21 protein-coding genes are annotated in these 22,236 nt (G+C 54.2%); 9 read left to right on the forward strand and 12 right to left on the reverse strand.

The genetic code is table 11. The features are described 5' to 3' along the window. The first annotated feature begins 17 nt into the window (after positions 1-17). Positions 18-1,841, forward strand: a complete 1,824-nt coding sequence (locus tag Q0824_RS06050; protein ID WP_298448478.1) for a long-chain-acyl-CoA synthetase — start codon at positions 18-20, stop codon at positions 1,839-1,841. 180 nt (positions 1,842-2,021) lie between these two features. On the opposite strand, the gene Q0824_RS06055 is transcribed toward Q0824_RS06050, so the two are convergent. Further along, positions 2,022-3,002: an NADPH:quinone oxidoreductase family protein gene (locus Q0824_RS06055; RefSeq protein ID WP_298448483.1), complete on the reverse strand. Its 981-nt coding sequence runs from the start codon at positions 3,000-3,002 to the stop codon at positions 2,022-2,024. 224 nt (positions 3,003-3,226) lie between these two features. On the opposite strand from Q0824_RS06055, the gene Q0824_RS06060 reads away from it, so the two are divergent. The 5 genes from Q0824_RS06060 to Q0824_RS06080 all read left to right on the forward strand — a co-directional run bounded on the left by Q0824_RS06060 (position 3,227) and on the right by Q0824_RS06080 (position 7,949). Next, the gene (locus Q0824_RS06060; protein WP_298448486.1) at positions 3,227-3,844 is read left to right on the forward strand and encodes a trimeric intracellular cation channel family protein; all 618 of its coding nucleotides are present in this window, start codon (positions 3,227-3,229) and stop codon (positions 3,842-3,844) included. Between the two features lie 172 nt (positions 3,845-4,016). After that, the gene (locus tag Q0824_RS06065; protein WP_298448489.1) at positions 4,017-5,315 is read left to right on the forward strand and encodes an NCS2 family permease; all 1,299 of its coding nucleotides are present in this window, start codon (positions 4,017-4,019) and stop codon (positions 5,313-5,315) included. A gap of 30 nt (positions 5,316-5,345) precedes the next feature. Further along, entirely contained in the window at positions 5,346-5,888 is a 543-nt protein-coding gene (locus tag Q0824_RS06070; protein ID WP_298448492.1) for an adenine phosphoribosyltransferase, read from the forward strand. 41 nt (positions 5,889-5,929) lie between these two features. Next, complete coding sequence (locus Q0824_RS06075; protein ID WP_298448495.1) at positions 5,930-6,601, forward strand: fumarylacetoacetate hydrolase family protein; 672 nt, start codon at positions 5,930-5,932, stop codon at positions 6,599-6,601. 37 nt (positions 6,602-6,638) lie between these two features. Continuing rightward, positions 6,639-7,949: an AarF/ABC1/UbiB kinase family protein gene (locus tag Q0824_RS06080; protein WP_298448498.1), complete on the forward strand. Its 1,311-nt coding sequence runs from the start codon at positions 6,639-6,641 to the stop codon at positions 7,947-7,949. Positions 7,950-8,071: 122 nt separating this feature from the next. On the opposite strand, the gene Q0824_RS06085 is transcribed toward Q0824_RS06080, so the two are convergent. Beyond that, on the reverse strand, positions 8,072-8,755 hold the full coding sequence (locus Q0824_RS06085) for a Sir2 family NAD-dependent protein deacetylase (RefSeq protein ID WP_298448501.1): 684 nt from the start codon (positions 8,753-8,755) through the stop codon (positions 8,072-8,074). Further along, entirely contained in the window at positions 8,755-10,158 is a 1,404-nt protein-coding gene (locus Q0824_RS06090; RefSeq protein WP_298448504.1) for an FAD-binding oxidoreductase, read from the reverse strand. The genes Q0824_RS06085 and Q0824_RS06090 overlap by 1 nt, the downstream gene beginning before the upstream one ends. A gap of 191 nt (positions 10,159-10,349) precedes the next feature. Here Q0824_RS06090 and serA point away from each other — a divergent pair, with 191 nt between their 5' ends. Continuing rightward, on the forward strand, positions 10,350-11,579 hold the full coding sequence (gene serA, locus Q0824_RS06095; protein WP_298448507.1) for a phosphoglycerate dehydrogenase: 1,230 nt from the start codon (positions 10,350-10,352) through the stop codon (positions 11,577-11,579). 82 nt (positions 11,580-11,661) lie between these two features. Here the strand turns inward: serA and Q0824_RS06100 are convergent, their stop codons facing one another. Further along, on the reverse strand, positions 11,662-12,318 hold the full coding sequence (locus Q0824_RS06100) for an OmpA family protein (RefSeq protein WP_298448510.1): 657 nt from the start codon (positions 12,316-12,318) through the stop codon (positions 11,662-11,664). Between the two features lie 79 nt (positions 12,319-12,397). Further along, positions 12,398-13,414, reverse strand: coding sequence for an alpha/beta hydrolase (locus Q0824_RS06105; protein WP_298448513.1), 1,017 nt, complete (start codon positions 13,412-13,414; stop codon positions 12,398-12,400). A gap of 79 nt (positions 13,415-13,493) precedes the next feature. Between Q0824_RS06105 and Q0824_RS06110 the strand changes: the two genes are divergently transcribed. Beyond that, entirely contained in the window at positions 13,494-14,387 is an 894-nt protein-coding gene (locus Q0824_RS06110) for an alpha/beta hydrolase (RefSeq protein ID WP_298448516.1), read from the forward strand. On the opposite strand, the gene Q0824_RS06115 is transcribed toward Q0824_RS06110, so the two are convergent. The 4 genes from Q0824_RS06115 to Q0824_RS06130 are packed head-to-tail and all read right to left on the reverse strand — an operon-like array spanning position 14,365 to position 18,449. Further along, positions 14,365-14,643 carry a GIY-YIG nuclease family protein gene (locus Q0824_RS06115; protein WP_298448519.1) on the reverse strand — a complete coding sequence of 93 codons (279 nt, stop codon included), beginning with the start codon at positions 14,641-14,643 and terminating at the stop codon, positions 14,365-14,367. The two genes, Q0824_RS06110 and Q0824_RS06115, sit on opposite strands and share 23 nt — an antisense overlap. Further along, positions 14,633-15,541 (reverse strand): DMT family transporter, encoded by a 909-nt coding sequence (locus tag Q0824_RS06120; protein WP_298448522.1) that lies wholly within the window; start codon positions 15,539-15,541, stop codon positions 14,633-14,635. The genes Q0824_RS06115 and Q0824_RS06120 overlap by 11 nt, the downstream gene beginning before the upstream one ends. Then, positions 15,538-16,980: a sigma-54 dependent transcriptional regulator gene (locus tag Q0824_RS06125; protein ID WP_298448525.1), complete on the reverse strand. Its 1,443-nt coding sequence runs from the start codon at positions 16,978-16,980 to the stop codon at positions 15,538-15,540. Before Q0824_RS06125 ends, Q0824_RS06120 begins: the two co-directional genes overlap by 4 nt. Beyond that, entirely contained in the window at positions 16,977-18,449 is a 1,473-nt protein-coding gene (locus tag Q0824_RS06130; protein ID WP_298448527.1) for an ATP-binding protein, read from the reverse strand. Before Q0824_RS06130 ends, Q0824_RS06125 begins: the two co-directional genes overlap by 4 nt. A 190-nt stretch (positions 18,450-18,639) precedes the next feature. Between Q0824_RS06130 and Q0824_RS06135 the strand changes: the two genes are divergently transcribed. Continuing rightward, complete coding sequence (locus tag Q0824_RS06135; protein WP_298448529.1) at positions 18,640-19,035, forward strand: DUF4168 domain-containing protein; 396 nt, start codon at positions 18,640-18,642, stop codon at positions 19,033-19,035. 95 nt (positions 19,036-19,130) lie between these two features. Here Q0824_RS06135 and Q0824_RS06140 read toward each other — a convergent pair whose 3' ends face one another. The 3 genes from Q0824_RS06140 to rlmJ are packed head-to-tail and all read right to left on the reverse strand — an operon-like array spanning position 19,131 to position 22,109. After that, the gene (locus Q0824_RS06140; protein ID WP_298448531.1) at positions 19,131-19,934 is read right to left on the reverse strand and encodes a mechanosensitive ion channel domain-containing protein; all 804 of its coding nucleotides are present in this window, start codon (positions 19,932-19,934) and stop codon (positions 19,131-19,133) included. An 8-nt stretch (positions 19,935-19,942) separates the two neighbouring features. After that, a complete protein-coding gene (locus Q0824_RS06145) occupies positions 19,943-21,235 on the reverse strand; it encodes a hypothetical protein (protein WP_298448533.1) in 1,293 nt (430 codons plus the stop codon). A gap of 34 nt (positions 21,236-21,269) precedes the next feature. Beyond that, positions 21,270-22,109: a 23S rRNA (adenine(2030)-N(6))-methyltransferase RlmJ gene (gene rlmJ / locus Q0824_RS06150; protein WP_298448534.1), complete on the reverse strand. Its 840-nt coding sequence runs from the start codon at positions 22,107-22,109 to the stop codon at positions 21,270-21,272. Between the last annotated feature and the right edge of the window lie 127 nt (positions 22,110-22,236).

Here is a 22,236-nt window from a genome sequence, read left to right on the forward strand (position 1 = left end):
CACCAGACGGAAAGACCATGAGCCAAGATAAAGTTACTGGGATGGACCTAATGCGCAGCCTGCCAGGAGTCTTCAAACGACTCCCGGCAATTGCCAAAGGCTATTACTATTACTCAGTGAAGGATGTGCGCAAACCTCTCACCCTCGGAACTCTCGTAGAGAAGAATGCCGAAAAATACCGGGATAAAACGGCTATTTTGTTTGAGGATCGCAGCATCACCTGGGGCGAGTTCAATGCCTGGTCCAATCGCATTGCGGCTTATCTTCAGGCTCAGGGTCTGAAAAAGGGCGATTCAATAGCAGTATTGGTTGAGAATCGCCCGGAGATTCTGGCAGTGGTTTCAGGCGCGGCCAAGATTGGCGTTGCCTGTGCCATGCTGAACTCCTCACAAAGAGGAAAAGTGCTGGAACACAGCATTAATCTGATTAAACCGAAAATGATCGTGGTTGGCGAGGAGCTTGTATCTGCATTTGATGACATCAAAGCAGGCGTTCAGCTTGATCACCCCACGCCCCATCTATTCCTTGCTGACACCAATACTCTTAATGCCTTCGGTGATGCACCCGCGGGCTACGCCAACATGGCACAGCAGGTGAGCACATTTAACAGCAATAACCCGGAGTTGAGCGACCCGCCCAGAACTGGAGACACTGCAATCTACCTGTTTACTTCCGGCACAACTGGCCTGCCCAAGGCCGCTCCCGGATCACACACCAAGTTTGTAAAAGCCTACGGCGGCTTTGGAATGATGGCGCTTTCAATGACGCCGGACGACGTATTCTATTGCACCCTGCCCCTGTACCACGGTACTGGCTTGGTGGTGTGCTGGAGTGCCGCTCTGGCAGGAGGCTCCGCCTTCGCCCTGCGCCGCAAATTCTCCGCCAGCGCCTTCTGGGACGACGTGCGCCGCTACGATGCAACGGCCTTCGGCTACATTGGCGAACTCTGCCGCTACCTGCTGAATCATCCGCCAAGTGATCAGGACCGCAACCACCGCCTGACCAAAATGCTGGGCAATGGTTTACGGCCTTCTATCTGGAATGAGTTCAAAGATCGTTTCGGTATAGAGACCGTCTCGGAACTCTACGCCTCCAGTGAAGGCAACATCGGCTTCAGTAACTTCTTTAACCTGGATAACACCGTCGGCCTGTCCACGGCACCGTACAAACTGGTGAAATTCCACGATGGCACCCGCGACCCGATTCGCAACGAGAAGGGAACACTGGAAGAAGCCGAAAAAGGCCAGCCAGGTCTGCTTATTGGTGAAAATACCAAAAAATGGACGTTTGAAGGCTACACCCAGAAAGAAGCCACCGAAAAATCCCTCATTCGGGATGCATTCAAGAAAGGCGACGCCTGGTTCAACACGGGTGATGTTTTGAAATCAATCGGTTGTGGGCATCTACAGTTTGTGGATCGCATGGGCGACACCTTCCGCTGGAAAGGCGAGAACGTTTCGACCAACGAGGTTGAGAACATCATCGATGGCTCCGGCATGGTGGAAGAAGCGATTGTTTATGGTGTGGAAATCCCGAAAACCAACGGCAAGGCCGGCATGGTGACTCTGGTTCCGGATATGAGCAATTTCGATATCAACACGCTGCTGGACTATATGCGAGCGAACCTGCCTGCTTATGCAGTACCTGTGTTTGTGCGAGTGACTGACGCTATTGAGAAAACAGGCACCTTTAAGTACCGCAAGGTGGATATTCAAAAAGCCGGTTACGCCCTTGAGCGCCCTGGTGACGAGATTTATGCCTGGTTTCCGAAAACAGACGGCTACACCCTGCTGACTCCGGAGCTGGTATCGGATATTGATGGTGGGCAGTTTAGTTTTTGACGTTGGTGGTGCCGGCTAGTTATTACTGCCCGCGCCTATAGAGCTGGAGGGGCTGCGTTGGTGGGAACCCCCTCCCAAAAACCGCTACGCGCACATGGATGTGCTCGTAGCGGTTTTTGGGGAGGCCTGTCAGCCACGGCTCTGCACCCAAACCATCAGGCTACGCAATCAGCAGGCAACTCACGAGCCGACTTTAAGCACCACCTTGCCAGTAGCCCGCCGCTCAGTCAGAGCACCCAACGCCTTGGCATAATCCTCAAACTCGAAAACTTCACTGATCTTTGGATCGATTTTGCCTTCAGCATAGAGCTTCATCAGCTCCATCATATTCTGGGCACTCGCCTCAGGCTCGCGCTGGGTGAAGCTGCCCCAGAACACCCCAACTACCGAACAGCCTTTGAGCAGCGTCAGGTTCGCAGGGATTTTCGGGATATCACCGGCCGCGAAGCCTACGATCAAATGGCGACCATTCCAGGCCATGGCTCGCAACGCCTGCTCGGTGAAATCACCACCCACAGGATCGTAAATAACATCTACGCCCTTGCTTCTGGTCAGGCGCTTTACGGCGTCTTTCACAGACTCTTCTGTGTAATTGATCAACTCATCTGCACCAGCCGCCTTGGCAACCTCAAGCTTCTCAGCGGAGCTGGCAGCAGCAATAACGTGAGCGCCCATCGCCTTGCCCAACTCTACAGTGGCCAGGCCAACGCCACCGCTGGCACCCAATACCAAAAGAGTTTCGCCAGGCTGGATATTGGCGCGCTGCTTGAGAGCGTAGTAAGACGTGCCATAAACCATAGTAAAACCGGCGGCTTTCTCGTCGCTCATGCCTTCAGGAATTGGCAGCAAATTATGCTCCGGCACGATCACTTCTTCAGCAAACGCACCATAACCCGTCAAACCCGCAACCCTATCACCAACTTTGAAGCGGGTTACTTTATCTCCTACCGCAACCACTTCCCCAGACAGTTCGCCGCCAGGTGAGAATGGCAGCGTTGGTTTGAGCTGGTACTTGTTTTCAATAATAAGCGTATCGGGAAAATTCAGACCCGCTGCTTTAACACGCACCTTAACACCGCGACCCTTGGCTTCCGGGCTCGGCACATCCTCGATGACCAAACTTGATGCAGGACCATATTCTTTACAGAGGATTGCTTTCATGGGGGCTCCTTTTGATAAAATCTGTTTTTATTGAATGACGCCAAGCTAAACAGACTCTCGTCATGAAGCAAATAAAGAACCTTTATCCACCTATATAAGCACGGCTTATACGTCTCTCAACATCGACACCGCCTTAGAGATGAATCGAGCGCAAATTTCCGCTATTCTTCGCGCTCCTGATGTGAGCTGTTCAAAAACCACCCGCCTACCTTTCAGGGTTCGCTATGCCAGATGTTATCTATGCGCTTGAAATGATAGGGATTGTTGCCTTTGCCATTTCAGGCATGCTGGTTGCCCGCTCCAAGAACATGGACCCAGTCGGTGTTTTTGCTATTGGTTTTATCACCGCTCTGGGCGGCGGAACCCTGCGTGATCTCATCATGGCAAACCACCCGCTCTACTGGATCAAGCATGAAGAGCAGCCGATTCTGATTCTCGCCATGGCGATTGTATTCAGCTACTGGAAGCGCTCTGAACGCATGCGCGAATCCTGGATTGTATTTCCAGACGCCATAGGGCTAGGCATTTTCTCGATACTGGGTGCGCAGCTGGCACTGGACTTGGGGCACTCGTGGTTTATCGCTTCGATGCTCGGAGTTATGACCGGCACATTCGGCGGGGCTCTGCGAGACACTCTGTGTAACGAAGTTCCCTTCATTTTCCGCAAGGATCAAATTTACGCATCCATTTCATTTGCGGGTTGCTGGCTCTATTTCCTCTGTCAGTGGTCACTTGAAAGCGAAACTCTGGCGCTGACCATTGGCCTTCTGTTTATTGTGATCGTGCGAATGGCTGCAGTACGTTTCGATATTCGGTTACAACGCGATCCAGCGCAAAACTGAAGCAAGAGTGCGGCTTGTGGTTCAATACACCAATCACCACTTGGCGGGATCTCCTTCAACCGGTAAGATTACCGTTTTTTCACGCATATTTTTTCGATTATCAACTGTTTTCCGTTCTTAACGCGCTCCCAAACCTTACACTCATTGGCATCCTGAGAGGCAGACACCCGTCATGCTCGAACGACTGTTCAAACTCCAGGCCCACGGCACCAACGTTCGTAAAGAACTGGTAGCGGGCATCACCACCTTCCTGACCATGGCGTACATTATCGTGGTCAACCCGGACATGCTGTCCACCACCGGAATGGACTACGGCGCTGTATTTGTTGCGACCTGCCTGGCAGCTGCCATTGGTACCCTGATCATGGGCCTCTGGGCAAACTACCCTATCGCCCTGGCACCAGGTATGGGGCTAAACGCCTTTTTCGCTTTCACCGTTGTAGGCAGCCTCGGTTACAGCTGGGAAGTCGCACTAGGTGCTGTTTTCCTCTCTGGTTTGATCTTCTTCCTGTTGAGTATTTTCAAGATCCGCGAATGGATCATCAACAGCATCCCCCTGTCCCTGCGTTTCGGGATTTCTGCGGGTATCGGCTTCTTCTTGGCACTGATTGCACTAAAAAATGCGGGTATCGTGGTAGACAACCCAGCCACGCTGGTTGGCCTGGGCGAACTGAAGTCGGCCGAGAGCCTTCTGTTTTTCGGTGGTTTTGTCCTGATTTGTGCACTGTCGTTCCGCCGTATAACCGGCTCGGTGATGATCGGCATTATTGCCGTGACCGCCATCGCCATGATGCTCGGTATGGTGGAATACAATGGCTTTGTCTCCGCCCCACCAAGCCTTGCGCCCACGTTCATGAAAATGGACATCGCAGGCGCGTTGAACGTTGGCATGATCAGCATTGTGTTCGCATTCCTGTTTGTTGATCTGTTCGATACGTCGGGCACGCTGATCGGTGCAGCGCAGCGCGGCGGCCTGTTGGATAAAGATGGCAAACTGCCACGTCTGGGCCGTGCCCTTATGTCGGACTCTGTCGCAACCATGTCTGGTGCCGCCCTAGGCACCTCAACCACCACCAGTTACATTGAGTCCACTGCAGGTATTTCTGCGGGTGGGCGCACCGGCCTGACCGCTGTGGTTGTAGCTCTGCTGTTTCTGGCATGTCTGCTGCTGGCACCCATCGCGAGCATTATTCCGGCCTACGCCACTGCACCTGCACTGCTTTACGTTGCTGTGCTGATGACCGGCGGCCTCAAGCTGATAGACTGGGACGACATCACCGATGCGGCACCAGCGGTGGTAACCGCTCTGGTAATGCCCCTGACCTTCTCAATCGCTAACGGCATTGCGCTAGGCTTTATTACTTACGCAGTGATCAAGGCTCTGAGTGGACGCTGGTCCGACCTGAATGTGAGCGTTATCGTGATCTCTGTTGTTTTCATCCTGAAATTCATGTTTCTGGACGCAGGTTAAACTGCGGCCAGTATGAGAGCCTGACTTTTTATGGATTATTTCTCCCAAAGCATCAAGCAAGCCATCCGTACAGTGCCAAACTGGCCAAAGCCCGGTGTCGACTTCCGGGATATAACCACGGTTCTGCAGGATAAAACGGCATTCCGAAAGCTGATTGATGCCTTCGTACACCGCTACCATGGCCACGATATTGATGCTGTGGCTGCGGTGGATGCCCGCGGATTCATCATTGGTTCGGCGCTGGCGTATGAGCTTAACGCATCACTGGTATTGGTACGCAAGAAAGGCAAACTGCCGTTTGATACCCTGGTGGAAGACTACGAGCTGGAATATGGAACCGCTTCAGTTGAGCTACACCAGGATGCGTTTAAACCCGGCGACAAAGTGATACTGGTGGACGACCTGATCGCCACCGGTGGCACCATGCTCGCCGCCAGTAGGTTGATTCGCCGTATTGGTGCTGAAATTATCGAAGTAGCTGCCATGATTGATCTACCCGATCTTGGTGGGTCTGCCAAGCTGCAGGAGGAAGGCCTCAAGGTCTATACTGTATGCTCGTTTGAGGGCGAATAAAGACTTAGCCCCTACTTTTACAAGAGCACCGGGAGGTCGTCATGGATTCTTATCAGCACCACTGGAAAGACGGCACTCCGGTGCACCTGCCACTGGGCAAGATCGTATGCGTTGGGCGGAACTACGCGGAACACGCGAAAGAACTGAACAACCCGGTGCCTTCTGAACCCCTGTTGTTCATCAAACCTGCCACTTCTGCAACTCATGTCACACGCCCTCTTGGCTTCCCGGCCAGTCATGGCGAGGTGCACTTCGAAACTGAATTGGCGGTGCTGATCGGCAAGCCACTGACCAATGCATCTGCCAGCGAAGCTCAGGCGGCCATTCTCGGTTATGGCTTGGCACTGGATTTGACCCTTCGGGGCCTGCAAAGCCAGCTTAAAGAAAAAGGGCACCCCTGGGAGCGAGCCAAAGCCTTTGATGGCGCCTGCCCTCTGTCTCCTTTCGTGGCAGCGAATCTATTCCGCAACGACCACATAACTTTTAGCCTGGATATTGACGAGCAGCGCCAGCAAAGCGGTGATTCCCGGGACATGCTTTTCCCGATCATTCCGCTGCTTGCTCATATAAGCCGTCACTTCACGTTGCTGCCCGGCGACGTAGTGCTCACAGGCACACCCAAGGGTGTTGGCCCGCTGCGTTCAGGGCAAACGCTGGCGCTACAGCTGGAAGATCAGTTGTCCGTTTCCACCAAAGTGGTTAACGTTGGCTGACACAATCTTTCTTTATAAAGAGCACGTATAGTCAGGCATGGCAAAAAAACCGGTTACCTCACGCAGTGGTCGTTTCTTCAAGCTTGCTGGCATGACTGCCTCGGTGGCAGGTCAATACGCCGGCCAGAAAGCTCGCAGTCTGTTCAACGGGGAAAACGACGAAGGCGCTCGCAGCGAAAGCTACACGCGCATGGCCAACCGCATCACCGACACCCTCGGTGAGATGAAAGGTGCTGCCATGAAGGTGGGGCAAATTGCCTCCCAGACCCAGGATTTCCTGCCCCGCGAGTTCTCCGATGCGCTTCAGAAACTGCAGAAAGAAGCACCGCCCATGCCGTTCGAGATTATTCTTGAACAGATAGAGACAGAGTTGGGTAAGCCGGTTGGTGAGTTGTTCGAGTACTTGCAGGAAAAACCCTATGCGGCAGCGTCCATAGGCCAGGTGCATCGAGCCCGCCTGCATGATGGCACGGATGTGATTGTGAAGGTGCAGTACCCCGGCGTGGATGAATCCTGCGATTCAGACCTGAAACAACTGCGGCTGGCGCTGAAGCTTGGTGGTCTGCTGAAAATGCCGAAAGAGTCGGTTGATCAGTTGTTCAATGAGATTCGCGAGCGCCTGCGGGAAGAGCTGGATTATGAGAATGAGGCCCGCAATATTGAACTGTTCCGGGAGTTTCACAAAAACGATCCGTGGGTGGTTATTCCTTCCGTAATTCCCGGTCACTCAACCCGCCATGTACTTACTCTGATTCTGGAGGAAGGCGATCATGTGAGTGAGGTGACGCCGGAGCGCTACGACCAGGATACGGTCAATTTGATCGGCCATCGTATGTTTACGACCATGGCGGATCAGCTATTCCGCTTTCAGTGCATTCATGGCGATCCGCACGCGGGGAACTTTGCGTATCGGCCGGATGGCAGCGTTGTGATGTACGATTTTGGCTGCGTTAAGAAGCTGAAGCCGGAGATTGTTGAGGCGTACCGCAATGCGGTTACTGCGGCTTTGGCTGAGGATTATAAGGCGCTGGATGCCTATTTGATTGATTTGGGTGCGCGGGTTCAGAGTCAGCCGGCGATTGATGAGGCTTATTACGCCATGTGGCGGGATATTCTTGTGGTGCCGTTTGATTCTGAGCAGCCTTATGATTTTGGTGAGTCGAGTATCCATAAGAGTGTGGCGGCGAAGACGAGTACGGTGTTCAAGTATCTGGATTCGTTCAAGCCGCCGGTTGAGAGTATTTTTATTGATCGGATGATTGCGGGGCATTATTGGATGCTGAAGCGTTTGGGGGTTCAGGCGGCTTTTGGTGAGGAGCTTCGTAAGTATCTTGCCGAGTCGCCCTGAGTTCTGGTGCTGACGGTTTTGGCGGGGCACACTTCCCAAAACACGCTGTGAATACGTCCTTGTACGCTTGGCTCCGCCATCCATGGCTACGCACAGTTTTGGGAAGTGTGCCCCGTCAAAACCTACCTAGCTAAGAAGTTCGCTGCCCATTCTGCAACGCCTTCTCCCGCCCCTTTTCTGATAACCCTGGCACGGGAAACTCCGGCGGTTTCTCCCGGATCTACCACCGTTATCGGTACATCTCGCTCCACTTCGTGAATCAGTCCTGCAGCCGGGTATACCTGTAGTGAAGTTCCGACTATCAGCAGGTCGTCGGCGGTTCGGACTATGTCGGCTGCTGCCTCTAGCATGGGGACTTCTTCGCCGAACCAGACGATGTGGGGGCGGAGTTGTTCGCCGTATTCGCAGGTCTCGCCGAGTTCTATGTCGCGGTAGCCTATGTCGTAAACCAACTCTGGATTAACCGAGCTTCGGGCTTTGGTGAGTTCGCCGTGGAGGTGGATTACGTTGCTGGATCCGCCGCGCTCATGGAGGTCGTCTACGTTCTGGGTGACGATGGTTACGCGGTGATGCTGTTCCAGTTCGCCCAGCAATTTGTGGGCGCGGTTTGGCTGCACACTGGCCAGTTGGCGGCGGCGTTCGTTGTAGAAGCGCAGGACTAACTCGCGGTTGCGGGCGAAGGCTTCGGGGGTGGCAACGTCGTATACGCTGTGCTGCTCCCAAAGCCCGCCGTTGTCGCGGAAGGTGGAGAGGCCGCTTTCGGCGCTGATGCCAGCGCCGGTAAGTACTACGATGTGCCGTTGCATTAGTCGAATATCTTGCCCGGATTGATGATGCCATTGGGGTCAAACACTTGCTTGATCCCTCTCAAGTAGGCAATTTCCGCTTCGCTGCGGGTGTAGTGCAAGTAGGGCTTTTTGGTCATGCCTACGCCGTGCTCGGCGGAGACGCTGCCCTGGTATTTCTCGACGATTTCAAACACCCACTTGTTCACCTGCTGGCACTTTTCAAAGAAGTCTTCTTTGGCCATGTCTTCCGGTTTGAGGATGTTCAGGTGCAGGTTGCCATCGCCTATGTGGCCGAACCAGATGATTTCGAAATCCGGGTATTGTTCTGCCACCAGTTCGTCAATTTCTTTGAGGAACCCGGGGACTTTGGAAACCACAACGGAAATGTCGTTTTTGTAGGGCGTGCGAGGCGCGATGGACTCAGAAATGCGCTCGCGGAGCTGCCACAGGTTTTGGGCCTGGGTTTCGCTCTGGCTGATTACGCCGTCCAGAACCCAGCCATTTTCCATGCACTGCTCGAACAAGCTCATGGCGTCGTCCATTACTTGATCCGAAGTGGCTTCGAATTCCAGCAATGCATAGTAAGGCGCTTCGGTTTCAAACGGAGCCTGCACTTGCCCGTGGGCGAGAACATGCCCCATGGCTTCGTGAGAGAAAAACTCGTAGGCGGTCAGGTCAAGGCCGCCCTGGAAGGTTTTCAGTACGTCCATGGTGTTACCCAGGTCGTTCAGCCCAAGCACCAGCACCGTGAGATTGTTGGGCTGGCGAGTGAACTTCATGGTGGCTTCGGTAATAAAGCCCAGTGTGCCTTCGGCGCCGATAAATAGATGGCGCAGGTCGTAGCCTGTGTTGTTCTTTGCCAGATCCTTGTTCAGCTCGAGGATGTCGCCTTTGCCCGTAACTACTTTCAGGCCTGCTACCCAATCGCGGCTCATGCCGTAGCGGATGACTTTTATGCCGCCTGCGTTAGTGGAGATGTTGCCGCCAAGCTGGCTGGAGCCGGCTGATGCAAAATCCACCGGGTAGTAAAGGTTATTCTCTTCGGCAAAATTCTGAAGTTGTTCCGTTATAACACCCGCCTGGCAACGGACCAGTCGATCGCTAGCGCTGAAATCCAGGATCTGATTCATGTTATCAAAGGCAACAACCACTTCCCCATTGGCAGCCACAGCACCGGCACTCAAACCAGTTCGGCCACCAGAGGGTACCAGCGCAATCTGGCTTTCGTTGGCAAACCTCACCAGCGCCTGAACCTGTTCGGTGGATTTCGGAAGAGCAATGGCAATGGGATTTGGTGCGTATATACGCGTCCAATCCTTGCCGTAACTCTCCAGATCAGCCGGGTCAGTCAGAATCTTTCCGGGCGCGTCACCGCTGGCTAACAGCTCTTTCAGGGAGGCTATGATCTGTTCGGTGTTCATGTATGTGGCAGTCTCGTCAGGGTTGGGCAGGCGGCTCTGGGTATGAATTTTAAATTCAATTGATCCAGGCGAACCGGCGCACTGTGAAAAGTTGCTTTTATGGTATCATACCGCTCCTGTTCTGTGAGCCAGCCCCGACGATCACTGGCTGCAGGTGATTTCATGCCACGAAAGGTTCGGAAGCAAAGCCCATGTCAACGAAGTCCCTCGAAAAGAGCAAAATCCGGATTCTGCTGCTGGAAGGCGTACACCAGTCCGCACTGGACACCCTGAATGCTGCAGGTTACACCAACATTGAGTACCTCAGTCACTCTCTGGCCGAGGAAGATCTTATTGAGAAGATTGCCGATGCGCACTTCGTAGGCCTTCGCTCGCGCACACAGTTGACTGCCAAGGTTTTTGAAGCAGCCAAAAAGCTGGTTGCTGTTGGTTGCTTCTGTATTGGTACCAACCAGGTAGACCTGCAAGCGGCTACCCGTCGTGGCATCGCGGTTTTCAACGCGCCTTTCTCCAACACCCGCAGTGTTGCTGAACTGGTTCTGGCCCAAGCCATTCTCCTGCTCCGCGGCGTTCCCGAGAAGAGCGCCAAGGCACATCGTGGTGAGTGGCAGAAATCCGCCAAAGACAGCTACGAAATTCGCGGCAAGAAACTGGGCATCATCGGTTACGGCAACATTGGCACCCAGTTCAGCGTTCTGGCTGAAGGCTTGGGAATGGATGTGTACTTCTATGATGTAGTTTCCAAACTACCCATTGGTAACGCCACTCAGGTAGGCAGCCTGCAAGAACTGCTCAACATCTCCGATGTTGTGAGCCTGCATGTTCCTGAAACGCCGGCCACCAAGTATATGTTCAAGGCCGAGCAACTGGCGCAAATGAAGCCTGGCTCTATCCTGATGAACGCCTCAAGGGGTACGGTTGTTGATATCGAAGCGCTCGCAGACTCCCTGAGAAGCGGCAAGTTGCTGGGTGCAGCGGTTGACGTTTTCCCGGTCGAACCTAAATCGAACGATGAGGAATTTGTTTCCCCACTGCGTGAATTCGACAACGTTATCCTGACTCCGCACGTAGGTGGATCCACCATCGAGGCTCAGGAAAACATCGGGCGCGAAGTGGCTGAGAAGTTGGCAATGTACAGCGACAACGGTACGTCTGTATCGTCTGTCAACTTCCCGGAAGTTGCCCTGCCTTCACATCCGAACCAGCACCGTTTATTGCACATTCACGAGAACGTGCCAGGCGTAATGTCCGAGATCAACAAAGTATTCTCCGACAATGGCATCAACGTTTGCGGTCAGTATCTCCAAACCAAGCAAGACATCGGTTATGTAGTGATTGACGTAGACAAAGCCTACGGTGAACTTGCACTGGAGAAGCTGCTCCAGGTAAAAGGCACCATACGCGCTCGCGTGCTGTTTTAAGCAGCAAGTGCCAATAAAAAACCGGAGCAGCTGCTCCGGTTTTTTATGCCCCGATATGTCCGGGGCCCCGCCTATTCGCCGATTACTGCATCGGCACCAAGGTCAACTCCACACGACGGTTCTGCTCCCGCCCTGCTGACGTATCGTTGGAAGCAACCGGGTAGCGCTCACCATAGCCAACAGCGCGGGTGCGCTTGGGCTCAATACCCTGGTTGAGCAAGAAGTCACGCACAGAGCCGGCACGGCGCTCACTGAGCAGCTGATTGTAGCTGTCGGCACCCGTGCTGTCGGTGTGGCCTTCAATCTGGATAATAGTCTTGTCGAACTCTTTCAACACCAATGAAACAGATTCAAGCGTACTTGTGAAGCCAGAACGAATGGACGTCTGATCCGTTTCAAATGTGATATTACCGGGCATTACCAGCTCAATCTGATCGCCGTTGCGAACAACCCGAACGCCGGTACCTTTCAGCTTATGCCTTAGCTCCGCTTCCTGCCTGTCCATGTAGTAGCCAATGCCACCACCAACCGCTGCGCCGCCGGCCGCACCAATCAATGCACCTTTGCCGCGGTCGCTTTTGCTTGAGGTTGCAGCACCGATAGCAGCGCCACCGAGGGCGCCAATAATGCTGCCTTTAGTGGCATTCGACGTTTTCTCTTCATCGGTATAAGGGTCATACGTCATGCAGCCGGCAAGGCCCATGGTCGTCACAGCTAGTGCAAGCATTGTTTTTTTCATACATGTCTCCTATAGCGGTTTTTCTGCAGACGTCTCTCAACGAGAAACCTTCCAGCTCAAGCGCCTTGAGGTCAAGGCGTCAGGAGTTTTCGGAAGCGCCTGCTATTGAACGCTCAAACGTATCAATAATTGTGTTAAACACAGTTGCCTGCAGATCTTTGGCTTCATTTACCAAATGATGGCGGCCGTCGGCAATTCTCACTTCCTCTACCGCTGCGAATTTGTTGCGGATGATTCTCAGATTGTGCTGCCAATCTACTGTCTGATCCTTTTCGCCTTGAACAACCGTAACCGGAAAGTTCACAGGGCGAGCCGATTCAATGTGCGGTATCCATGTTCGTAGTGCGCTCACCCAATCAACGTGAACAGCCCTCGCCTGCAGTGGGTCATACTCCCGCAGGAAACGTAAAAAGCGTGTATTACCGCTATTCGCCGCAAATACACGCTGCCACCGGGTCATAAATGGCTTAACCATGGTGTGCAGAACTTTGGCACCAAGCCATCCGGCGGGGCGCACCAAGGGTGCCAGCAAAACCACCTTCCGGAACTCCGACGTCTCCGTGGAATGGTGGTTAGACAGAAGGTAGTCAATCAATATGGCTCCCCCCGTACTCTGCCCTACTGCAAACCAGGGCCCACGCACTTTATCCCGCACATGGGCGAGAACTTCTGACAGGACTCCCTGGTATTCCAGGAAACTGCCAATAGCAGCGGGTGTGCCACTGGACAGCCCATGCCCCGGCTGGTCATACGCCAGCACATCAAAACCGGCCCCAAGGCAACGATCAATCAACTGACTGTACAAACCAACGTGATCAAAATAGCCGTGCAAAATGAACACGGTACCGCGTTTCGCCCGAGGTTCCGGTAGCCTGAAATAGTGCACCATGACCTCATGCTCGCCCGCCGTCACATAGCCTTGATGATAGGCAACTTCGGGGTGCTCCACCCAGAGATCAAGGCCATAAAATCGGCAGTAGGCCACCATCTCATCGCTGAGTTCTTCACGCCCACCCGGATCAAAAGGCTCCAACCTCTTCAAAAGAGAGCTGCGATCCCAGTCAGGTATTTCTATGGTATCTGTTTTCCAGTACACGTAGAGTTAAACGCCTGTCATGAATAGATAATACGAATTATGATGCACAATCCTAACCCATAGCGGGGGTATAACACAGATGTTGCAACACCTAATTGAGACCGCGCTACGCCAAACGATGACTCGTTTGGTCAGGCCAGCCCTTCACCCGGCCGTTCCGGTTTCAGTTCAGCGCACCTTAATAAGCCAGGCTTACCGGAGCTCTGTTCCGCCCCGAGACTGCCGCTTTCAGACAGACACTCTGGCAGGCCTTTCAACCATCAGAAGCTCTTTCGGGAAAGTCACGCGTGGTGCAGTGCTATACCTCCACGGTGGTGGTTATATCATCGGCTCTGCAACCACTCACAAGGGTCTTACCGGCCATCTGGCCAAAGCCACTGGCTGCCTGGTGATTACACCAGAGTACCGCCTTGCTCCCGAGCATCCTTTCCCGGCAGCGCTGGACGATGCAGAGGCGGCTTGGCTAGCGCTGATCGATGAAGGCTTTACGCCCGGGCAGATTGCCATAGCAGGCGATTCAGCGGGCGGCGGTCTTGCCATTGCTCTGGCCATGCGCCTGCGTGACAGCAATCAACCACTCCCCTCTTCGATTACGGTTTTTTCACCCTGGACAGATCTGACCCAAACAAACCTGTATTCCCCTGAATGCGAACCTGTCCTCCAGGCCCGCTGGACAGAAAAAGCAGCAAAGCTATACGCAGGACGGGAGCCCTTGACTAACCCTCTTATCTCTCCGGTTTTCGGAAACCTTGAGGGCTTACCTCCTCTGCTGATACAGGTCGGCAGCCAGGAAATTCTACTTAACGATGCTGAGCGCTTGGCAGATGTGGCGAGACGTGCGGGAGTAGATACCCAACTTGAGGTGTTCAACAGCCTCTGGCACGTATTCCAGGTGCACAGCGGCCAATTAAGCCGAGCCACCGCTGCAGTGCAGGCCGCTGGCACGCATATCAAAGAGCATCTGGCAGACTGACCTTGCCCTGAACAAACGCCTCTTTACGCTGCCGTGGCCATTGTTTGATGTGCCACTCCAGCTTTGATGCCCGACTACGATCACCTGCTGGCAAACTGAGCACCAACTCCAACGGGCCCTTACCCCTCAAGCTCCGCGCGCCTTTGGGTGCGCCGGCCTGATGTTCGGCAAAGCGGCGAGCTACGTCTGTGGTTATGCCCGTATAAAGCGCACCACGGGCGGTGCGAACCATGTAGACAAACCAGTCACTGGCCACCAGCCAGCTCCTGCTCTCGATCTTTCACTTTTTTCTGCTGCAGCCAAAGCCCCGCCATAATCAACACCAGGCCAATATAGGTGGACGGTAGAATCTGTTCGCCCAGAATAAAATAGATGAATACCAGTGACAGAAACGGCGAAATAAAGATCAGGTTACTCACTCTGGAGGTGTTCTCTGCCTTTTTCATGGCGTAAGACCAGAGGACAAAGGCGATACCCATCTCGAATATGCCCACGTAAAGAGCGGCAACCAAGGAACCGGTAACCGGCAGAGACAGGCCTTCAGTCCACCAACAAATCACAGCTATCACTGGAAGCCCGAACAAGAAGTTCAGGAACAGACCAACCACAGGATCCCGGGTGTCACGGGTAGCAATAATCCAATATGAGGCCCACACAAGAGTGCTGCCTATGGCCAGCGCAACCCCGATTGGGTCTGAGAAACTCAGGGTGGTCACGGCACCCCGAGTGGCAATCACCACAACGCCCGCGTAGCACACCAGACCCGCCAGTATATCCAGCCTGCGCAGGCGATGGCCCAGAAATGGCACCGACAGGTACGCCAAAACCAGTGCCCAAGTGTAATTTAACGGCTGGGCCTCTTGCGCAGGCAGCCGGTCGAACGCGCCAAAAAGAAAGAAGTAGTATAAACAGGGGTTGATCAAGCCCATGCCAAACGATTGAATGTATTGTTTTCTCTTTAGCGAAAACACCAGATGCCAACGCTTTTGCAGCATCAGGATAATCGCCATAACCACCACAGACGCCGAGCAAGCGACCAACAGCATTTGCACAGGCGCCAAGTCTGCCAGGGCCAGTTTGAAAGCCGTGGCAACGGTAGACCAGAGCAACACCGTGCCCAGCCCGTACATCATGGCTGTTTTCTGATCTTTCATTGCACGCTTCCTTTAGTCACTTTTGCACTACCGCTCACCACGTCGGTGTCATCGCCTGCTTCAGGGCCCGGTTCATCCGCCGCCAGCCATCTGTACAAGGTGCGCCGGTTGATGCCCAAAATCTGCGCGGCTCGGCGCTTGTTACCACCCACTGCTTTCATCACCTCACTCACATAGTCACGCTGGAGGGTGTCCAGCGTTGGCCATTTCGAAATACTATCGGCACTGAGTGAAGCCTGTGACGAATCCGCAGCGCCCTGACGCTTGCGGATTCGTTCTGGCAGATGGTCGGGTTGAATGGTGTCACCCTCACAAAAGGTCACCGCCCTCTCGATCGCGCTGGCCAGTTCGCGAACATTGCCCGGGAACGGGTAATCCATAAGAGTGCGGGAGCTTACCTCGCTCAGTTTCAAAAATCCGCGCTGATGTCGACGCGCAGCTTCCCGTAGAAAGTGCATGGCAAGCAGATCAACGTCATCACCCCGCTCACGCAGCGCCGGAATGCGAAGGCTCAGGGTCTCCAGCCGGTAGTAGAGATCCTCCCGGAAGCTGCCTTCACTCACAGCTCTCTGGAGATCTACATGGGTGGCGGCCAGTATTCGCACATCCACGGGCTCTTCCTGGTCCGAGCCCACGGGCTTCACCATACCTTCCTGTAAAACCCGCAACAGCTTTGCCTGCAAGCCCAGAGGCATCTCGCCAATTTCATCCAACAACAAGGTGCCACCGTGTGCTTCTGCAAACAGGCCTTTGCGAGCCTGGCGTGCCCCGGTAAAGGCACCCGCCTCGTGGCCAAAAAACTCACTTTCCATGAGTTCTGCCGGTATACCCGCACAATTCACCGCCACAAACGGCTTGGAGCTGCGCTCGCTGACGCGGTGAATGGCTCTTGCCACCAATTCCTTACCGGTTCCGCTCTCCCCGCATATCAATACTGCGGCTTCACTGCGGGCAATCTGGCGAATTTCGGACCGGAGCCGAACCATGCTTTCATGATCGCCAATCAGGCCCAGGGATTCATCGGTGTTACTGTTCGCGAGAAACTGCTGCAGCTGTTTTGTGAGATCGGCCTGAGTGAGCAATCGTCTTATTTTCAGGCGCAGATGATCAGTAGACAAAGGCTTTGTGAGAAAGTCATCCGCTCCCGCCTGTAATGCCTCAACGGCCTGATCAACAGTTCCGAAAGCGGTAATGATGATAAAAGGCAGGCTGAGCCCCTCGGCCTGAGCGGCCTTGAGCAGCTCCAACCCATCGCCATCTGGCAGGCGCAGATCTGACACAACCAAGTCGGGCGTTTCTGCGCTAAGCATCCCACAGGCCTCGCCTACGGTTCCGGCACGGCTCACGCTGTAGCCATCCAGCGCAAGCTCCTCGCTCAATAGCAGGCCCAAGCTGGCATCATCCTCCAGAAGCAAGATCCTTGCTTTGTACTGGCTCATACCATCGTCTCCATCGGCCAATACAGGCTCATTCTGCACCCTCCCGATCGGCTGCTTCCTATTTCAATTCGACCACTGTGTTCTTTAAGTACACTGCTAACCATCGCCAGCCCAAGCCCTGTGCCTTCCCCGGCGGGCCGGGTACTATAAAACGGTTCAAACACCGCATCTCGTTTCTCCGTTGCGATGCCCGGACCATCATCCTCGACCCGCACTTCCCACTCGTTATCACCGCGATGCAACGACACAGCGACCTCGGCGCGAGCGGCCTGACAGGCGTTGCGCACCACATTAAGGCAGGCTAATTCCAATCTCACAGGTTCCGCCCTGACCCTAGCATCCACATCAAAGCCCTGGCTTAGCAGGCGTTTCCCGCGGCATTTCTCGTCTTCACCGGCACGTGCCAGTACATCCTTGAGGACAGTATCAAGACTGATCGGCCGCCTTGAATCTGGCACATGGCGGAAACAGTCCAAAAGCTGCTGAATGATGGTGGTCATGCGCCCCACCTGATAGCTGATGTCGTCCAACTGCCGCCGTTGCTCATCTGTCAGTTCATGGCGGGCCAAAATGTTGGCTCGCCCCTGAATCACGTTCAAGGGCGCGCCCAGTTCGTGGGCCACCCCGCCAGCCACACGCCCGATCATGGCAATTTTTTCCTGATATTCCAGGCGTTCAGCAAGTTGACGCTCGATGATCATCCGCTGTTGTATTTCCTCTTCTGCTCTCGCCATGCGCTGTCCCATGTCCCGCACACCACCGTATATCTGCCGCAACTCACGGGGGCCAGAGGGCTCCGCATGAAGCTGCCAGTTACCAGGTGCAAGCTTTTCCATGGCACCCAATAGCCGACTGACATGGCGACCGACAGTCCCATAGTGTCCAAGCACCACCACCAGAATGATTGTAATCGCAAGGGCCGACCAGATAGAGGCAGCCCAAAGGCGGCTCGAGGTCAGCAACTCATGAAAATCGCTACGTTTGCGGGTGATTTGCAGCAACCCCTGTATTCGGCCATCGTCGGCCACCAGAGGCGTAAAGTGCGAGAATACGGATTGCCCATCCACACGCCGAAAGGCTCCTCCAAGCTCGCCACTATTAATAACCTGCTCGGCACTGGCGCTGTTTCCTACGTCCGTGTCCGCCAAGCCCAGACTGGCAATTCGGGCTCCATCTTTGTCGAAAACCGATGCCCCGGACACGCGACCAATCCGGAAGATCGATTTCAAAGAGTCGCCTATAACCAACTCATCTTTTTCCTGCATGGCGCGGGAAAGCGGGCCGCTGGCAGCGCGAGCCACCAGTTCCAGATCTTCCTGTAAGCGCTCATTCAGAGCCTTTTCTACGGCCCCGAACCCGAGATATATAGCGAGGCCACTGATGGCCAGCAAGGGGACAACAATACTCAACACCAGGGTGATTTGTATCGACCCAAATACTTGGCCGGCGCTTCTGAGAGACGGTTTCATTCAAACTCCATTAGCATAATTGCCACACATCTTTGCCACATGTGGCATTTCGCCACAACACTCATTACATGAGATTAACAAGAAAAAACCAATAAACTACTGTTTTATATACAAAAACAGAAAAACCTGAAAGCTGGCACGGCGTTTGTTATGTCTCTAGTGAACGAAAATCTGACAGGAGAAGTCGATTATGAACATGAACAAACTACTCGTATCCATTACCGCATCCCTCGCCCTACTGGCGGCAGCGCCTGCCATGGCAGAGCAAAACCCGGTAGCCACTGGAGACTCTGAGGGCTACTCAAACCCTGCCGCAGCGGGTACCCAGAACACCCATTACAACGACGCCGAGCTGAAAAGTTTCATTGAAGCGCAGGAAGGTATTTCGGAAGTGCGTGAAGAGTATATCGAGAAAATTGAATCCGCGGATTCCCAGCAGGAAGCTCAGAAACTGCAGACGGAAGCCAACGATGAAATGGTATCGGTTATCGAGGATGCAGGCATGGACATCCCAACCTATAACGCTATCGCAACCGCCTACAGCAGCGAACCAAAGGTACGCAACCGTGTTGACGCGCTAATGTAAGCGTCGGTCGATTCCGGACAAACTGTTCGTCAGTTTAGCCCCGCCTAGCGGGGCTTTTTGCATTATGGCGCAGGCGGGGCTGCGTTATTTTTTGTTCAGCTCACTGAAACCGGAACGGAAACAAACTTGACTCCCTGGCGAGCAAGCTCCGCCGAACCCCGCGCCGTAAGCTCGGAAATAAATTGGAACTGTTCTTTGGGATCAAATGGATAGGCCTTCAGCCGATAGTGCATGCCCCAGGGCTTGTTGAACACTATCACCAACACCGGCTGCCAGGTTTTGGTTCGTGGGCTGGTAAAGGCTACGTCTCGGAGCAATTCACGTACCCGGCTGACATCGTGATTGGCTTCGAGATGAAAATCAGCCACGCACATCAGGTTATCCGTGCCGTCGTTTCCATTGGCTATCAAAGAGTTCCACAGCTTGTTGTGGGGGATGATGACAACCGTATCATCCGGCGTAACAATTTCTGCAGCCCGTGTTCCTATGGCGCGTACTACACCGTATTGGCCATCAACCTCAATCCAGTCGCCAGGCCGGTAAGGCATTTCATACAGCGTTACAATACCGGCGATCAGGCTATTGGCGTAATCCTTGAACGCAAAGCCCAACGCCAGAGCGAGAGCCCCGAAAATAGCCACCATATTTTCAAATGAAGGCTCCACCAAAATCGGAGCCACAATCACAATCGTGGCGAGAATAATTAACAGCCGAAGCAACGGCACCGAAGCCAGCAGGTACAACCGCGGCTTACCGCCCAGCTTTTCCGCAATCCGGGGAAGAACTTTTTGAACCGCCACCGTAATCAGGGAGGCGATGACAATAACCAGCAGCGCTTTCAACAACGCCTGCCCGGTTATTGAGGCAAAGGCAGCCTTGATGCCAAGGTCTTCAATCATAAAACCTCCTAGAACTGATCAAGCGGAAAGCCCCAGCTCTGCAAGTGGCGCCTGACAGTCGGGTATCCGATAGGGGTTACCTGCCAACGCCCACCGGGTTGATCGCAAGTGACCAACTCAGCACGCTTCAACCGTGAAAGCACCAGGCTCAACTCATAGGTAGAGACACCCGTAACGGCTTCCAGTGAGTCCATATCAAGGCCGTTGTGCAACAACAAACCATGCAGCACAAAACCGGTGACACTTTCCTTACTCTGGGGCATGCTCGGCAGGCTTAGTCGCCCAAGCGGCACAACCCAGCAATCAGCAGCCTTGCTCCGCGTGTTTGATTTATCGTCGGCTTCCTCCAACTTGGTGTCATCATCCGGACGGGCACGCAGGGATCTCTGCCAAATGGCGAGGGCCACACCAGGATTACCGCGGGAGGTGGCCGCCAGGTCACGCAAAAACGTGCTGTATTTGCGTTTTTTTCTGCCTTTGGTTTTTTCCACTTCGGCCCCCTCAGCAGGGGGCAGTACATACAGGCCATCACCAGTCATCCGTGCAACCACCGGTGACTTCCCACTGCCCGATGCCAGATGCGAAAACCAAACACCAAGACGCTCAGCATCCATGGCTGCGGGTGTCCATGGCGACATCTGGGCGTTCTCAAGATAGTGTCCCCAGTATCGCCAGCACCAACTCGAGCACCCGACTATGCCTGGCCCTGTATCACCATTTGCGACCCTGCGAAAAAGCTCCCGAACCAACGCTAGGCCAGACAGGCTTCGCAACCAGAAATCGGCAAGCTCCGGAATCACCCACGGGCGAGACAAATCCCGACCATCCCACCATTTACCTGCATCATGATCACTAAATGAGAGCGTATGCGGCGGTTCAATAATGTTCCACCCTTCAGCATCGCTGTCAGCAACCCCTGGTTTTCCAATCTCTGGAAATCGGCCAAGCGCCTGCTGAAGCCCGGAAAAAGGTGGCGCCACCAGACAAACCACTTCCCGGCTTAGCGCCCCCTCGGAGCGGGCCTGTTTCAGGGCACAGGCAATCGCTTCAGCCTGCCGCGAGTAGTCCGGCTCTGGTGCGAGCCTGCTCTGCTGAACGCCAGACAGCTCTGGCAGATCGTCCATGCTTTCAAACGGATCTTCAGCTTGAGAAACCCCAGCCTGCAGTTGCGTGAGAACATGCCGGACAGCATCTTTAAGTGAACGCTGCACAGAGGTTTGCGGCTGCGCCCACTGCTCAGCCGGTATTAGCCCGCCGGGGAGGCAGGAATCGGCAATATTGTCGTTTGTTTTGTCCGTCAAAAAACAGCTCCTGCAGGGCCAGTGGTCACCTTGTTTACTCAGGCACCAGCCAGCCGTGTTCGTGGGAAAAGCCCAGCGCAGATTCGCCTGCAATATCGTCAATCATGGCAGAAAAACGCTCTTCAAACCCCCATGGCGGATTAACAACCAGCATCCCGGAACCTGTCATGCCTCGGTCCGGGGGTGCTTGCAGGTGCACTTCACTGCACCACACTTTGCGCAGCGGGCTGTCTTTCACCGCTTGTTTCAAAGTAGCTTGCAAACCACTGGTAAGCACGGGATACCACACAAGATAAACACCATGGCGGCACTTCTGCCATGCTTTATGCAAGGTCTCGGCAACATCCGCGTACTCGGATTTGATCTCGTAGGAGGGGTCAATCAACACCATCAATCTGGGCTGCGCAGGAGGTAGCCGCCTCAATAGCCCCTTCAGACCGTCTTCGTGCATAACTCGCACCCCCTGCTCTGCGGCCCAACCGGCAAGCTGACCACTTTCGCTGGGATGCAGCTCGAAGGCTGTCAGCGAATCGCCCGGGCGCAGGAACTGGCGAAACCAGGCGGGGGATCCAGGATAAACCGTCAAGCGGCCGTCACCCGCGTTCAAGCGCGACAAGACGTTTATAACCGGCTGCCAATCTTCAGCAACGAAACCGTTACGGCTAGCCCAGAATTTTTGCACACCCGCATCGGCTTCTGCCGTTTTTCGAGCCCGCTCACCCTCAAGGTCGTATATGGCGCTGCCTGCGTGGGTGTCAAAACAAGCAATAGCCGAAGATTTTGCCTGCATCATGGTAAGAGCAAGTGTCAACGCCGCATGCTTCTGGACATCCGCAAAATTCCCGGCGTGAAAGGCGTGAAGATAACTCAACATAAATCAGCTCCCGATAAACAGGAGCTATTAAGCCCGAGCACACACGCTCAGCGCAAGAAGCCCTCTGTAAATCACACTTGACTCAAAACAAAAAACCCTTGCGCTGACGCGACTCAGAAAACATAAT

Source organism: uncultured Marinobacter sp. (assembly GCF_947488835.1).
Taxonomy (GTDB): Bacteria; Pseudomonadota; Gammaproteobacteria; order Pseudomonadales; family Oleiphilaceae; genus Marinobacter.

What these genes read in the sequence shown, in the direction of transcription:
- Q0824_RS06050 (WP_298448478.1), top strand. Translation starts at nt 18, where the DNA reads ATGAGCCAAGATAAAGTTACTGGGATGGACCTAATGCGCAGCCTGCCA.
- Q0824_RS06055 (WP_298448483.1), bottom strand. Translation starts at nt 3,002, where the DNA reads ATGAAAGCAATCCTCTGTAAAGAATATGGTCCTGCATCAAGTTTGGTC.
- Q0824_RS06060 (WP_298448486.1), top strand. Translation starts at nt 3,227, where the DNA reads ATGCCAGATGTTATCTATGCGCTTGAAATGATAGGGATTGTTGCCTTT.
- Q0824_RS06065 (WP_298448489.1), top strand. Translation starts at nt 4,017, where the DNA reads ATGCTCGAACGACTGTTCAAACTCCAGGCCCACGGCACCAACGTTCGT.
- Q0824_RS06070 (WP_298448492.1), top strand. Translation starts at nt 5,346, where the DNA reads ATGGATTATTTCTCCCAAAGCATCAAGCAAGCCATCCGTACAGTGCCA.
- Q0824_RS06075 (WP_298448495.1), top strand. Translation starts at nt 5,930, where the DNA reads ATGGATTCTTATCAGCACCACTGGAAAGACGGCACTCCGGTGCACCTG.
- Q0824_RS06080 (WP_298448498.1), top strand. Translation starts at nt 6,639, where the DNA reads ATGGCAAAAAAACCGGTTACCTCACGCAGTGGTCGTTTCTTCAAGCTT.
- Q0824_RS06085 (WP_298448501.1), bottom strand. Translation starts at nt 8,755, where the DNA reads ATGCAACGGCACATCGTAGTACTTACCGGCGCTGGCATCAGCGCCGAA.
- Q0824_RS06090 (WP_298448504.1), bottom strand. Translation starts at nt 10,158, where the DNA reads ATGAACACCGAACAGATCATAGCCTCCCTGAAAGAGCTGTTAGCCAGC.
- serA (WP_298448507.1), top strand. Translation starts at nt 10,350, where the DNA reads ATGTCAACGAAGTCCCTCGAAAAGAGCAAAATCCGGATTCTGCTGCTG.
- Q0824_RS06100 (WP_298448510.1), bottom strand. Translation starts at nt 12,318, where the DNA reads ATGAAAAAAACAATGCTTGCACTAGCTGTGACGACCATGGGCCTTGCC.
- Q0824_RS06110 (WP_298448516.1), top strand. Translation starts at nt 13,494, where the DNA reads ATGTTGCAACACCTAATTGAGACCGCGCTACGCCAAACGATGACTCGT.
- Q0824_RS06120 (WP_298448522.1), bottom strand. Translation starts at nt 15,541, where the DNA reads ATGAAAGATCAGAAAACAGCCATGATGTACGGGCTGGGCACGGTGTTG.
- Q0824_RS06125 (WP_298448525.1), bottom strand. Translation starts at nt 16,980, where the DNA reads ATGAGCCAGTACAAAGCAAGGATCTTGCTTCTGGAGGATGATGCCAGC.
- Q0824_RS06130 (WP_298448527.1), bottom strand. Translation starts at nt 18,449, where the DNA reads ATGAAACCGTCTCTCAGAAGCGCCGGCCAAGTATTTGGGTCGATACAA.
- Q0824_RS06135 (WP_298448529.1), top strand. Translation starts at nt 18,640, where the DNA reads ATGAACATGAACAAACTACTCGTATCCATTACCGCATCCCTCGCCCTA.
- Q0824_RS06140 (WP_298448531.1), bottom strand. Translation starts at nt 19,934, where the DNA reads ATGATTGAAGACCTTGGCATCAAGGCTGCCTTTGCCTCAATAACCGGG.
- rlmJ (WP_298448534.1), bottom strand. Translation starts at nt 22,109, where the DNA reads ATGTTGAGTTATCTTCACGCCTTTCACGCCGGGAATTTTGCGGATGTC.